Below are 14,042 nucleotides of genomic sequence, written 5' to 3'. Positions count from 1 at the left end.
TCGGGGGACAGACCCCCACGTGCGTGGGGAAGGCGTCTCATCCGTCACCGCCAAGAGCGCCCTGATGGACAGACCCCCACGTGCGTGGGGAAGGCCCTTCGTGGCCTGCGGGTTTGGAGATCATCTGGCTGCTTTTTGCTTACTTTACACGGTTGGCTGTGCCGGTGAGGCCCGTGCGCCGGGTGGCAGTCGCCCGTAGTGGTTGAGCTTGAACTGCCCGGTCGGTAGGCGGCTTCACGTACCTGGATAGACCCCCACGTCAGTGGGGAGCAAAGGTCGCGAGCGGCCCGTTGACCAGCAGAGATTCACCTTCACAAGATGAGGAAACCGGCGGAAACCCGGATTGCAGGCTACACCCTCCGGTCCCGGTGGACGCCCACGGCAGCGCATGATCGCCATGAGGCAGGATGAGCGCTAACAGCCCCGACGGCAGGGGGAGTTGAGGCGCGGCGGGAGCGGCTAGTGGGAGTGAGGGAGGATGCCCGGTACGGCGGGATCGATCTGACGCCGTGGGGGAAGTTCGACCGCGGTGAGCTGGCGGTGTATCCGCTGCTGTTTCATCTGCTGGATGTCGCGGCGGTCGCAGGCGAGGTCTGGGACCGGTATCTGACCCGCGGCCAGCGGCGTTTGATCGCAGCCGGGCTGGAGGTGACACCTGCGGAGGCGCGCTGTTTGGTGATGTTCATCGCCGGCCTGCACGATCTGGGCAAGGCGTCCGCGTTCCAGGAGCAGGAGAGGCATCCCTGGGCCCGGGTCAGCGACAGCCTCCGGGCGGACACCGGCAACTGGCGGCGGATGCGGCACGAGCGGGCGTCGATGCACAGTGTGCTGCAGTTGCTGGCGGAGGCAGGCTACCCGGCGGACACCTCCGACAGTCCCGGGGTGCTGGTGGCGCAGATCCTGGGCGGACATCACGGCCGGTTCCTGCAGGTCGACATCGACGGCGCGGCCAACGCCTCCCGGGTCAACCTCACGCTGGGCGGGTCGGCCTGGCAGGACCTGCGCCGCCGCTACTTCGCGCTGGTGCGCCACCTGACCGGCGCCACCGTGGTGCCGGCTGATGTGTCGGTGACGGCGGCCGTGCTGATCACCGGGGTCGGCGTCATCGCGGACCGGCTGGCCAGTCAGCGTCACTACTGGCTGCCCAAGGCGCAGGCGCCCGCCTTCGCCGCTGTCGAGCACTACCGGAAGGCCGTCCGGGACGCCCCCGCCCTGCTCGAGCAGTCCGGTCTGACTCGCGTCACCCTGCCGCACACACCCTTCACCCTCGCGCACGGCGGCCTGGATGCCCCGAACGACCTGCAGGCTTCGGTGATGGAGCAACTCGCTCCCGCGGTGGGGGAGAAGGGGCCCGGGATCCTGGTGGTCACGGATGCCACCGGCGGAGGCAAGACCGTCACTGCTCTGGAAGCCGCCCGGATCTTCAACGCCTCCGGTGACACGGCCGGCATCCTGTGGCTGCTGCCGACCATGGCCACCACCAACGCCGCCTACGACGTCCTCGAGGCCTACGTGGCCGCCCACCGGCCCGAACATGCCCCGGTCTCCCTGGTGCACAGCCATAGCTACGACAACACTGCCTACACCGACCACCGTCTCGCCGCCCACGAGCCGTCGACCAGCGACGCCTTCTGGCCCTGCGAGGACGACACCGACACACCGGCGGGGGAGCGGCCCGAGGAGCGGGTGACGGTGCCGGACGGCTGGCTGCGCGGCTGGGACAGGGCCCTGCTGGCCCAGTTCACCGTCGCCACCCACGACCAGGCCCTCATGGCCGCGCTGCCGGTCCGCTTCAGCGCCCTGCGCATGCTGGCCATCTCCGGGCGGACCGTCATCATCGACGAAGTCCACGCCCTGCCCCCGTTCATGCGGCAGATGCTCGTACGTCTGCTGCACTGGCTGGGCGCCTTGGGCTGCCCCGTGGTGCTGCTCTCCGCGACCCTGCCCAGGCACGTGAGCAGCGAACTCATCCGCAGCTACCTCGACGGCGCCGGCCACCCGCACCCCGAAACCGCCCACCTGGACTGTCAACCCGCCTATCCCGGCTGGCTCTACGCCGCGGCCTCCGACGCCTCCCTGACCCGCATCGCCCCCGCCGCGGCCGCCGCCCACGCCGCCCGCAACCGCCGCCGCGCCGACATCCGCCTTCATCCGGTGCGCCACTCCTCCTACGCCGATCCCGAGGGCGCCCCCGTCCGGGAAACCCGCCTGGAGCACATCACTCAGGAGATCGCACCCGTCGCCGCATCCGGCGGCTGTGCGGCCGTGTACTGCGCCACCGTGGCCGACGCCCAGGCCACCTACTCACACCTGCACACGGCCCTGGACTGGCCGGACGGCGGCCCCGGCGGCCAACTGCTCCTGCTGCACGCCCGCCTGCCCGGCCACGAGGGCGAGGCCCTCACCCGCCGCGTCCGCACCGCCCTGTCCCGCACCGGCGAGCGTCCCAAGCGCCTGGTGGTCGTCACGACCAGTCTGCTAGACATGAGCCTCGATATCGACGTCGATGTCATGGTCAGCGACCTGGCCGCCCTGCACACCCTCCTGCAACGCCTGGGCCGGCTGTGGCGTTTCGACCACATCAAGCGGCCCGACTGGATGCGCCAGCAGGACCGCCCCCGCCTGAGTGTCCTCCAGCCCACCGACCACCGCGGCCACCTCCTCCTGCCGCCCGCCTGGCGCGGTCTGGACTCCCCGTTCCTGCCGCGCGCCACCGCCGCCTACCTCGCCCACCGGCCTGATGGCCCGATCACGCTGCCCGACGACGTGCAGAGCCTGGTGGAGAGCGTGCACGGCGACGCCGGCGACCTCGCCCAGGCCGATGCCGCCCTGAAGCGCAGCCACACCCTTCACCAGGCCCGGCAGCGCACCGAGGAACACCACGGCGCGCTGCACACCGTCCCGGCCTGCCATGACACCCTGTCGCTGTCCGACCTGCATCGCCAGAACCTGCACGCCAGCCAGGCCGCCACCCGCCTGGGCGTCATGCCCCGCCGCCTCCTGCCCGTCTACCGCACCCCAGATGGCCGCCTCACTCTGGACGCAGCCGGCGCCCAGCCGCTGCCCCGGCACCGCAAGCCGACCACCGCGCAGATCCGCAGGATCCTCCAGCACACCCTGCCCGTACCCGCCGCATGGGTCGCCGACCGCAGCCGCCGCAACCAGGTCCCCGACTCCTGGCGTACACACGCTCTCCTCGCCGACCTCGTTCTGCTACCGCAGGATGCCGAAGACCCTGCACGGCCGGTGCGTTTCGGACGGCACAGCCTGCGCCTCGACGCCACCTTGGGGCTGGTCCACACCGTGGCCTGAGCCTCTTTGCCCGTGTGCCTCCGGCCGCCGTCCATTCTTGAGCCCTGCAACGGCGATGTTGCTGCTGATCGCAGACCGCGTACGGTTGTGCAACGACCGGGGGAGCGCTGTTGAGCCGGCGTCTGCCCGGTGGGCCGCCACCTCGCGAGTCCTGCGCCCCTCCGCCCACTCCGACAGGCGCTCGGGCAGGCCCGGACACCTGGAGACGGTGCCGCGTCGCACCCCTGTGTTCTCGAAGCGGTTCGGTTGCATCCGACTCGCGGCAGCGAAAAGGAAGGGGGGATGCCGGGGCGGAACCGCGAATAGAGCCGCTCCGCATCCGGAAAATGACTCTGCGTCAAAAAAAGGAAACTGACCGGTAATTGCAGGGTAAACGACGTGGTTCTGAAGGCTGCCGGGCTGTGGCTAATATGGAATTGCGAAGCCGGACGAACGTTCGAGTCCGGTATCTCGCGCCTGCTGCGCTGCGTGCACCGCACCCTTGGTGTTCCTGCGCGGCACTTGCTGCCCGCAGGCGTGGCCTGACCTGGCCCACGACCGCGCGGCCCGCTTCCTCCTCGTGGCCGCATGCACCCGCGGCGCCGCGCTCCCGGCGGGCTCCTGATTTTCAGCAGGCAACTCTTTCCAGAAATCCCCTCTTTCTTCACACCCGGCAATGGAGCCCGTGTGCCTGCCCCGCATTATGCGACCGACAAAGAGCCCTGCATTCCCGTCCTGTTCCTGGACGGACGCCAGGAATACCTGGGCTGGCGGGATGTGCTGCTGCACGCCCATCTCATCAAGGACCTGGCGCTGCCCCTGCCGCCGGCGGCATCCGCCGTCCTGCGCCTGCTCGTTGTGATGGGGGCACGGGTGAGCGGCCTGGATGCGCAGGCACCGGGACGGATGACCGCACGGCAATGGGCGCAACGCCGCCGTGACTTGCTGAGGAACCCTCAAGGGTTCGACCCGGGCGCCGTTCACGACTACTTCGACCGCTACATCTGGGACCTGTTCCACCCCGAGCGGCCATTCCTGCAGGACCCACGGCTGGCCACACAGTGCACGAAACGGGCCGGCGTCAACAAACTGGTCTTCGGCCGCCCTGAGGGAAACAACTTGGCCTGGCTGAGCCCGCACACCGACACCGACCCCCAGCCCGTGCCCAGCGACCAGGCCCTGTGGCACCTGCTCACCCACCAATACTACGGTGCGGCCGGCCAGTGCTCTGTGCGCACCGTAGACGGCCGTTCCCTCGGAAACGCCAAAGCCGGACCGCTGCGCTCCACACTCTCCTTCCACCCCCTGGGCCGCACCCTGTACGAAACCCTCCTGGCAGGCGTGCCCAAGCCGTCCCGGCTGTGGCCGGATGCCCAGGACCGCTGCCCCTGGGAGGAACCGCTGACCGAACCGGACATGGACGACGGCCCCGACCCCGATGCCGCGCCACCGCCGGTGTCTTCCCCGGGCCGGCTCTTGACCGGCCGCTCCCGGCACGCCATCCTCCTCATCCCCTCACCCGACGGCCACCACGTAACAGACGCCTACCTGACCTGGGCCACCCAGAAAAAGCTCCCCGCCCTCGACCCCTATCTCATCCACCACGTCCACGCCCAAAAGCACGTCACCAAGCGCCACAGGCCGCGCCTCGCAGACGCCGACCGGGCCCTGTGGCGAGACCTGGACGCCCTGTTGCTCGCGGGCGATGAGGACGACCGCAAAGGAAAAGCACGCAAAGGCCGCAGGAGCTACACCACCCAGCGTCCCGACGCCTTCACCACACTCAACGACCTACCTGCCGACCTGCGGGCCGCTTTGCGGGTGAGGGTCTACGGCTTCGACCAGGACGACAAGACCACCAACCGCACCTGGTACACGGCCCTGACCCCGCCGATCTGGCCCTGGACCCAAGAACACGATCCGGCCGCGGCCGAGCGCATCGCCGAATGCCGCAAGGCCGCCGAGGAGATCGGCGAACACCTCGACGATGTCTGCAAGAGCGCCTGGAGCCAGGTCACTTCTCCGTCCGGCGACAAGGCCGGACGGCCGCCCAGGCACCTGCCGCCCTGGACGCACAGCGCCCGCACCCTGTACTGGCCCCGCGCTGAGGCCACCTTCTGGACTCTTCTGGACGAGCCAACCCGCGCCGCACGCACGGCCTTCGCCGCCGACGCCGTCCACGCGCTCCGCGTCGCCACCCGCCCGGCCATCGCCCAGCACTTCCGCGCCGCCGAGGCCATCGCCCGGGCCGTGGCCGAGCTGCGCGGCCACGGCCACTGACCCCCTGAACCTCTGCCCCCACCTTCGTCGCCCGCTACCGACCCACCCAAGGCCTTCGCACCCATGTCCTTCACCACCACGCAACGCCGCGCCCACTACGACGACTTCGTCCACCAGGTCATCACCCTGTGCGCGATCAACAGCATCCGCGCCGACCTCAACTCAGGATTCGGACGTCCCGTCGCCGAGTGCCCCCGGATGCCAGAGCACCTCACCCGGCACATCGCCGGCTTCGGAGCACACCGCGCCCACTACACCGTGGCCGGCCTCATCGCCCAGGACCGTGACCTGCCCCACGAAGACGCCCCCTACCAATCGGAGTTGGCCACCCCCGCCAAGACCCCCACCGCAGCCGTCGGCGCCGCCGCGGACGCCCCACCACCACTACAGGACCCGGCCCCCGCGCCACAGCCCGGCCCGGCCGCCCGGCCCTGGCGCAGCCGCCCCGATCTCGGCACCCACCTCGCCATCGCCGTGGCCCGGTACGGCTTCAAGGAAGCCACCATGACCAACCGCGTCAAAACCCTCACCAAACTCGACACCGAGCTGCTGCACCCCCGGCTGTGGTCGCTGACCAGCCACCTCCGCAGCCGCGACGCCGCCCGCCTCGACTTCGCCGTCCTCCTCGAGGACCTGGCCTGGTGGGACCACGACCAGTTGGAGACCGCCGCCCGCTGGCGCGAGAACTACTTCCTCACCTTGCACACCCTGTCCGCCAAGGAGCATTGACATGGCCACCTACGCACCCGCCCGCTACATCGACCTCCACGCCCTGCACCCGCTGCCCGCCTCCTTGCTGAACCGAGGAGAGGACGACCTGCCCAAAACGCTGCAACTGGGCGGCGCGGTACGCGCCATGGTGTCCTCGCAGTCCTGGAAGCGGGCCATCCGCACGCGGCTGGAGGACGACCTCGACGAGCACGCCGCCCGCACCCGCATGCTGCCCCTGCGCGTCGCCGACGCCCTGCGCGAGGCCGACTGGCCGGCGGACCTGGCGGCCTTCGCCGGCGCCCAGGTCGTGCGCTCGGCCACCCGGGAAGGACTGAAGACCGAGGAAAAACAAGGAGGCATCACCTCGGTCACCCTCTACCTGCCGCGCACCGTGCTCGACGACCTCACCGACCTGTGCGCCGAACACCGCCCGCAGCTGGAAGAGGCCCTCGCCAAGGAGAAGGCGGAGAAGGCAAAGGAAGCGGAAGCAGCGGCCAAGGGCACCCGCAAGAAGGAAAAGGAGGACAAGACGCAGGCCGTCCTGCCCACGCCCACCGTCGCCGCCCTCATCCGCCGGCGCACGGCCACCATCAATCTCTTCGGCCGCATGCTCGCCGAAGTCCCCGATGCCCAGGTCGACGGCGCCGTGCAGATGGCGCACGCCTTCTCCGTCCACCAAAGCGGCCACCAACCCGACTACTTCACCGCCGTGGAGGACTGGTTGCTGCCCCACGAGACGGGCAGCGCACACCTGAATACCAGCTTCTTCACCACCGGCCTCCTGTACCGCTACGCCACCGTCAACCTCACCGAACTGACCCGCAACCTGGGCGGCGACCACGACCAGGCCCTGCATCTGCTGGAGCTGTTCGCCGAGGCCTTCATCGATGTCATGCCCGGCGCGAAGAAGACGGCCACCGCCCCGCACACCTACCCCTCCTTGGTGCACTACGCAGTACGCGACCGCCGCCCCGTTTCCCTCGCTGCCGCCTTCGAACGGCCCGTCAAAAGCGCCGTCGGCGGCGGCTACATCACCCCCGCTATCCAAGCCTTGTCCCAGCACGCCGGCGCCCTGCACCGGCTGCTGGGCCCCCGCCGCCTGATCGGCTCCGGCTACGCCACCGCGCACGAGGCGCCCGTCGACCATCTCGGCACCGTGCACGCCGGCTTCGACGACCTGACTGACGCCCTCACCCAGACCGCCGCCCAGCCCTCCCCGACACGGGCCGCCGCATGAACGGCATCCTGCTTCGCCTGGCCGCCCCGCTGATGTCGTTCGGGGAGCACGCCGCCTTCCACTACCGCGACACGCTCCCCTTCCCCACTCGCTCCGCCCTCATCGGCCTGTTCGCCGCCGCCGACGGGCGCCCACGCGAGGAAGCACTCGCATCCGACCCGGACACAGGGAAAAGCCCCTACACGGACATGGAGTTCACCGTCCGCATCGACCGGCCCGGCACGCGCCACACCGACTACCACACCGCCGGCGGCGGCCGCCCCCACAAACAAGGCCTACGCACCAGCTCCGGCAGCTACCGCGCCCAGAACAAGTCCACCCTCATCAGCAAGCGTGTCTACCTCGCCGACGCCACCTTCACCCTCGCCGTACAGGGCCCCGACCCACTCCTGGAACACCTCATCCAGCGGCTCGAACAACCCGCCTTCGGCCCCTACCTAGGCCGCCGCGCCTGCCTCCCCGACGAACCCCTCGTCCTGCGCGGCCCGCACCCCGACCCCATCGGGGAACTCCGCCACCACATCCCTCTCAGCCTGGCCGCCCCGCCACACCCCGAACAGGCCACCGTGCCCGTGGACTTCATCTGGGAACGACAACCCGATCACGTGCCCGCCGCCCCCTCCCACCAGGAAATCGCCGACGTACCCGTCGACTTCACCCCCACCCGACGCTTCCACGACACCCGCCACGTCTGGCGCACCACCGAACCCCTGCGCGCCGCCCTGTACACCCCACCGCCCGCGATCACCGCGCTGGCCACCTACATCGACCAGGACACCCCCCTGTGACCAGCACACCCGCCGAGACCCTCGCCACGACAGCGACGCTGACCCGGATCCGCCTCAACCGCCGCAGCAAGACCGTCCGCCGCGACCTGACCGACACCATCCGCCTGCACAAGACCGTGATGCTCCTGGTCCCCGACGGCCTCGGCAAACACCCCCGCCAAAAGGCCGGCCTGCTCTTCCGCCTGGAAGACGCCACCGACGACACCCCGCCCACCCTGCTCATCCAGTCCCACCAGCCGCCCGACCTCACCCGCCTGCCCCAGGACTACGGCAGCGCCGAAACCCGCGCCCTGCACCCCATGTTCCAAGCGCTCGACCCCGGCCGAGCGGTGCGCTACCGCATCACCGCCAACGCCAGCGCTGTCCGCCGCGCCCTCGACAACCACCAACCCGTCGACAACAAGAACGGCAGGAAGGTCATCGCCCTCTACGGAGATGACGCACTCGCCTGGTGGCAGCGCCGCGCCCACCAGGCCGGCCTCGCCCTGACCACCACCGACACCACCCCCGCCCGCTTCCGCCGCCCCCGCAAGCGCCCCAACACCGCCACCGAGCCCGGTGAAACCAACCCCGCCCCCGGCGCCCAGCATGCGCTGACCCGCTTCGACGGCCTGGCCACCATCACCGAACCCGACCGGCTGCGCCACGCCCTGCTCACCGGCATCGGCCGCGGCAAGCCCTACGGCGCCGGACTGCTCTCCCTCGCCCCCGCCTGACCACTCCCGCCCCGCCAAGACTCCTGCAGGAGACGACAAGAAGGCCCGCCCTCCGTGCCCGCCACACCTCCACCCGACGGCCCCTACGACACCACATCCCTGCGCGCCGCCGCCGTACGCCGACTGCTGCGCCTGCGCGACGCAGACCGCCTCGCTCACCACGATGTCCGCACCGTCGCCGCCGCCTTCACCGTCCACTGGCGCACCGTGCGCCGCTGGATGGACAACGCCGACACCCACAACGGCACCTACACCCCCCAAGGCCGCCGCCACTTCACCCTCACCCCGGCCATGCACGAAGCCCTGGCCCGATGGAACGGCAACGCGGCAGCCACCTACCGCGAACTCGTCGCCGACGGCATCTTCGGCAGCCCACCCCGCGTATCCCAGGCAACCTTTTACCGCGCTGTAGACCGGGAACTCACGCCCGGCCAGCGTGCTGCCCTCAGAGGGGGCGAAGCCGCCCGCCGCCGACACGACGTGCACGCCTTGCGCCCACACGGCAACCGCAACGACGTCTGGGAGACCGACCACGTCGAAGCCAGCGTCTTCGTCAACGTCGACGGACGCCGCCGCAAACCCTGGATCACCTGGTTCATCGACCACACCACCGCCGTCATCTGCGGGCTGGCCATCACCCCCCACCAGCCCAGCCAGGACGCCATCCTGGCCGCCGCCCGCGACGCCATCCTCTGCACTGATCACCACCGGCCCTTCGGCGGCATCCCCCGCAAGATCCGCACCGACCGCGGCCGCGACTTCCTGGGCAAGTGCGTGGACGAGGCGTTCAAAAAGTTCGGCACCGAACTGATCGTCCTGCCGCCCTACAGCCCCCACCTCAAAGGCACCGTCGAAGCCATCAACGGCGCCGCCAAGCACATGCTGTTCAAAGGACTGCCCGGCTACGCCCACACCCCCCGAAGCCGCCGCGACCGCCGCGGCCAGCCCCTGTGGGCCCTGGAAGACCTCCTCGACTACGAAACCTTCATCACCGTCGTCCTCGACTGGGTGGACTGGTGGAACAACGACCACACCATCGCCCGCCTCCACCGGCGCACCCCCGCCCAGGCCTGGCACGCCGACCTCACCCCCATCGACACCCTCGACCCCAGCGACCTGCACACCTACACCCTCACCGACGGCGGCCCACCCCGGAAGATCACCAGCAAGGGCGTCCGCTGGAAGAGCGCCTACTACGTCGGCGACTGGATGCACGGCCACTCAAGCGCCGGCGAGATGGTCCGCCTGCGCCACGAACCCCACCACTACCACCGCGTCGAGCTCTACGACGCCGACACCCTCACCTACCGCGGCCCCGCCTTCCGCAGCGACGAGATGAGCCCCCGCCAAGCCCGCGCACTGCGCAACGCCCGCCGACGCGAAGCCGACCGCTACGCCGCCAAAGCCCGCCGAGCCCGCAAGAACGCCACACCCCGCTACGCCGCCACCAGCGTCACCGCCGCGCCCGAGCCCCTCAACCGGCTCACCGCCAGCCAAGCAACCGCCCAGCTACGCGAACTGCAGACACCGGAATGTCACGGTCACCTGCAGGCCGAGGCCCGGCCCGACCTCCTCAACCGGCCCCAGCCCGACTCCGCCCGCTGGACCAAACCCCGGCCCGACCCCAAACCCCAGGACACCGAGTGACCCACCCGACCACCACGGCCGAAAACCAGCCGACCGCCGGCCCCAACTACCACTACATGGGCCTACCCGGCGCCCGCGCCATGCTGACCCAGGCCAGCGCAGAGACCTACGCCAACCTTGTCACCACCCTCAACGCCGACGCCGGCAAGGGCGCCATCATGTGCGTCCACGGCGGCGTCGGCCTGGGCAAGACCTTCGCCGTCAACAGCCACCTCGACGACCTCGCCCCCCACACCACCCTGCGCATCAAAGTCGGCTCCGCCAAAATCCAGGCCCTGCGCGCCGCACTGTACAAGAGGCTCGACCTGCCCGGCGAGGCCCCCCTCAACAGCACCCGCTGCGAAGCCATGCTCAAGGAAGCCCTGTCCGAGACCTCACGCGTCCTGGTCGTCGACGAAGCACAGTGGCTCGACACCCGGGCCTTCGAATTCATCCGCGAACTCTGGGACGACGAGGACACCCGCCTCGCCGTCGTCTTGGTCGGAGCCGAAACCTGCTACCAGAAGATCAAGAACCGTCCGGCGCTGGACTCCCGCATCCTCGTCTGGCAACGCTACAAGCCCCTCACACCGACCGAAGTCCTCACCGTCATCCCCGAGTACCACCCACTGTGGGCGGACGTACCCGCAGACGAACTGCTGTGGATCGACGACGTCGCCTGCCACGGCAACTTCCGCCAGTGGGCCAAAATCACCTACCTGCTCTGGGCCGAGCACGGTGGCACCGACGCGAAGGATCCCAGTTCCGCAAAAGCGCCGCACACGCCCACTCCACACGGCACAGCCGCATCCCTTCCGCCCTACAGTCGGGACCTCGTACGAGCTGTCCTCAGCCGCCTCGACCCCACCCAACGCCACACCGACTGAAGCACTCCCACAACCACGCCCCCCACGTCTGGGCGCACCCGCACCGCCACCGCAGCCGGCGGTGCGGCACCGGACAGCTATCAGCGATACCCCACGCCTGGTTGCCCTCAACGCGGGGGAGCAGCTGGCACATCCCCCTCCGGGAGGTGTCGACCAACGACCAGGCCGTCACAACCAGCACACCGTACGGGCCGGTCGACCTGGAGGCCTGGATGCAGGTCGTCAACTCCGCCACCAATGCAGCATTTTGACCAGCTGCCGCCTTTTCTGTGGTGAAGACCGCCTGCGGGCGGGTGAGGGAACCGGCCGATGGAGACGACGTGGGAACACTGACCGACATGGCACCACTACTTGTGGCCGCGGCTGCCGGTCTGGCAGCCCGGCACGTCCACGGAGCGCACATGCGGGCGCTCGTCAAAAAAGCGATCCGCTCCCGCGAATCGGTACGCACCGAGCGGGAACGGTATGCCGGACTGGTGTGGCTCTAGGGCCCGTCTTCAAACGGATCTTGCCCAGAGCAGGAACGAGGACAGGCTGACTGCTGCTTCGTAAGTGGGCGCCTGGACCTCCAGGAAGACGCCGCCCGGGCCCTGGCCGACGACCTCCGCGCACAGATCGACGACCTGCAGACCCGGCTACGAGAGGCCGAGACCCATCTGGACCACCTTGCGATCACCCGCAAGACCGTCACCGGCCTCGCCGACCGACTCCCGCCGCCGCCCCGGACCTGCCCGAGCACCCCGACTGCCCCCGCATCCTGGCCGCCTTCAACCATGCGACCGGGCCCCTGCGGGCCAAGTACGTCTGCGAAGCCCTCGGCTACGAACTGCTGCCGAAGAACGTCGAAGGCACCCGCGCCAAGCTGAAACGCCTGGTCAAACTCGGCATCCTCACCGAGGCCGACACCGGCAACTTCGCCAGGAAGCAATAACCGACGCAGCCCCCACCAGCGGCCTTGCTCCAACCCCAGCCGGAAACAGACATCACCCCACGAACCGACCACTTACAGTCACAGGCGCGCGCCGCGTGCAACGTCTTCCGGGCCGCGGCGGACCTCGGAGAGAACGGGGTTCTGACGGGAGCTTGCATTTTGCCCTCTGCCCCGATCAGTTCTTGGCTGGTCGAGGCAGAAAAGAGAGCTCGCACGGAGCTGAGTGCCAGCTCTCAGTCTTCATGCGACACACCGAGGTCGTGGCGCATAGCGGTTCTCATGGTTCGGAGCATGTCCCAGACCCTGTACTGGGCCTGGGCCGCGGTCTCCATGGTTTCGCCTGGTTCGGGGGCACCGCGCTCGAGGCGCTTGACCTGGCCGTAGACCTTGTTCAGGGCTTGGTTGACGGCACTCGCTCGCATGAGCACTTCTTCGGGGGCGATCATCTGTGCTTCGGAGTATCGATCGCGGTGCGCGTTCTTCGCCTCCTCGAGTGCGTCGCTGTCGGCGTCCTGTACGCCGCGTTCCCTCATGACGTGGAGGTGGCGGTTGAGTGCGGTGGTGAACTGCCGGGCATCTCGGTTGAGTTCCACATAGCAGGTGCGTCGCAGTGATCGGTTCTCGCGGATCTCCTCATGTTCTCGAACGAGCTCTATCTCCCGGCGCTTTGCTCGTTCGGAGCCGCGCTGGGTGAGTAGCGCCCCTCCGAGGGTTCCTGCGACGCCTGCCACCGCGATGATCGCTGAGCTGAGATCCACCGACGTACCCCGTGAACTTCTTCGGCCTCGTGCCCGCCGCACATGGCCCAGGCCGTCCAGTTTGCCGCTCCTCGGTGCGCCGGGGTTTGGTGCCCTTCTTGTGGTGGGCGGGGCCGCTGTAGGCCGCGGCGGTGGCAAGGACTCGACCCCGCTACCGACCAAGGATGCGATACGCGAAGGCGATCCACCAGGTCAGCACGCTCTCCTGACGGGCCTAATGAGGCTGCCTGTGCGCGCCGGGGCCGCGGGAAGCCAGCCCACTGATTCGTGCACCGGATCTGTGAACGGCCGACCAGGGCAGGGTGTTGGTATGGGTCAAGGGTGGGAATCGTTCATCACCGGGGCAGTAGGTCTCACAGGAGCCATCGTGGGCGGTGTCGCTGCGATCATCGGTGCGCGCATCGGTGCAGAAAAGACGGCTCAAGCCACACGCCAGCAGGTGCGGGACCAGGCTCGTGCAGAGCACCAGCACTGGCTGCGGCAACTGCGCTTGGATGCATGCGAGGCTCTGACCAGGGAGGCTGACGAATGGATACGGGAGGAGGGGCTCTTCTGGGGCCACATTGAGCGAGGGGAGTTAGAGGAGGCGGAGCAGCTGTCTCAGCAGCAGATGGGTATGAGGTGCCTTGCTGTTGCGGGACTGGTGTCTCGGGTTTGCACGCTCGGTCCCCTGGAACTTGCGGAGGCTGCGCAGTGCTTGCACGCTCCTATGCTTGCTCTCTTGGATCACCTAGCTGAGAACCCGCACATATTTGATCCTGCCGGCGGTGAAGAGCAACGAGGCGTGTTTCTCGACACCCGCCCTGAGGCCCATGGG

At 69.2% G+C, this 14,042-nt stretch carries 10 protein-coding genes; 9 read left to right on the top strand and 1 reads right to left on the bottom strand.

The genetic code is table 11. The features are described from left to right. The first annotated feature begins 468 nt into the window (after positions 1 to 468). From cas3 to BLU79_RS48515, 9 genes are all read left to right on the top strand, one after another. Positions 469 to 3,312: a CRISPR-associated helicase Cas3' gene (cas3, locus tag BLU79_RS43000; RefSeq protein WP_256333688.1), complete on the top strand. Its 2,844-nt coding sequence runs from the start codon at positions 469 to 471 to the stop codon at positions 3,310 to 3,312. Between the two features lie 666 nt (positions 3,313 to 3,978). After that, positions 3,979 to 5,571, top strand: coding sequence for a type I-E CRISPR-associated protein Cse1/CasA (casA, locus tag BLU79_RS42995; RefSeq protein WP_256333687.1), 1,593 nt, complete (start codon positions 3,979 to 3,981; stop codon positions 5,569 to 5,571). 63 nt (positions 5,572 to 5,634) lie between these two features. Continuing rightward, complete coding sequence (locus tag BLU79_RS42990) at positions 5,635 to 6,300, top strand: type I-E CRISPR-associated protein Cse2/CasB (protein ID WP_093911491.1); 666 nt, start codon at positions 5,635 to 5,637, stop codon at positions 6,298 to 6,300. 1 nt (position 6,301) lies between these two features. Then, on the top strand, positions 6,302 to 7,519 hold the full coding sequence (gene cas7e, locus BLU79_RS42985) for a type I-E CRISPR-associated protein Cas7/Cse4/CasC (RefSeq protein ID WP_093911490.1): 1,218 nt from the start codon (positions 6,302 to 6,304) through the stop codon (positions 7,517 to 7,519). Then, positions 7,516 to 8,307, top strand: a complete 792-nt coding sequence (gene cas5e, locus BLU79_RS42980; RefSeq protein WP_093911489.1) for a type I-E CRISPR-associated protein Cas5/CasD — start codon at positions 7,516 to 7,518, stop codon at positions 8,305 to 8,307. The genes cas7e and cas5e overlap by 4 nt, the downstream gene beginning before the upstream one ends. Then, complete coding sequence (gene cas6e / locus BLU79_RS42975; RefSeq protein WP_093911488.1) at positions 8,304 to 9,023, top strand: type I-E CRISPR-associated protein Cas6/Cse3/CasE; 720 nt, start codon at positions 8,304 to 8,306, stop codon at positions 9,021 to 9,023. Before cas5e ends, cas6e begins: the two co-directional genes overlap by 4 nt. Before the next feature lie 54 nt (positions 9,024 to 9,077). Continuing rightward, positions 9,078 to 10,670 carry a Mu transposase C-terminal domain-containing protein gene (locus BLU79_RS42970; RefSeq protein ID WP_093911487.1) on the top strand — a complete coding sequence of 531 codons (1,593 nt, stop codon included), beginning with the start codon at positions 9,078 to 9,080 and terminating at the stop codon, positions 10,668 to 10,670. Beyond that, complete coding sequence (locus tag BLU79_RS42965) at positions 10,667 to 11,536, top strand: AAA family ATPase (RefSeq protein WP_093911486.1); 870 nt, start codon at positions 10,667 to 10,669, stop codon at positions 11,534 to 11,536. Before BLU79_RS42970 ends, BLU79_RS42965 begins: the two co-directional genes overlap by 4 nt. A gap of 320 nt (positions 11,537 to 11,856) precedes the next feature. Continuing rightward, entirely contained in the window at positions 11,857 to 12,024 is a 168-nt protein-coding gene (locus BLU79_RS48515; protein ID WP_218137840.1) for a hypothetical protein, read from the top strand. 676 nt (positions 12,025 to 12,700) lie between these two features. Here BLU79_RS48515 and BLU79_RS42955 read toward each other — a convergent pair. Continuing rightward, the gene (locus tag BLU79_RS42955; protein ID WP_093911485.1) at positions 12,701 to 13,225 is read right to left on the bottom strand and encodes a hypothetical protein; all 525 of its coding nucleotides are present in this window, start codon (positions 13,223 to 13,225) and stop codon (positions 12,701 to 12,703) included. Positions 13,226 to 14,042: the final 817 nt, after the last annotated feature.

Origin of the sequence: Streptomyces sp. cf386, from assembly GCF_900103585.1 — a bacterium.
Taxonomy (GTDB): Bacteria; Actinomycetota; Actinomycetes; order Streptomycetales; family Streptomycetaceae; genus Streptomyces.
This window is presented reverse-complemented; position numbering and strand designations above follow the sequence as displayed.

What these genes read in the sequence shown, in the direction of transcription:
- BLU79_RS42990 (WP_093911491.1), top strand. Translation starts at nt 5,635, where the DNA reads ATGTCCTTCACCACCACGCAACGCCGCGCCCACTACGACGACTTCGTC.
- cas7e (WP_093911490.1), top strand. Translation starts at nt 6,302, where the DNA reads ATGGCCACCTACGCACCCGCCCGCTACATCGACCTCCACGCCCTGCAC.
- cas5e (WP_093911489.1), top strand. Translation starts at nt 7,516, where the DNA reads ATGAACGGCATCCTGCTTCGCCTGGCCGCCCCGCTGATGTCGTTCGGG.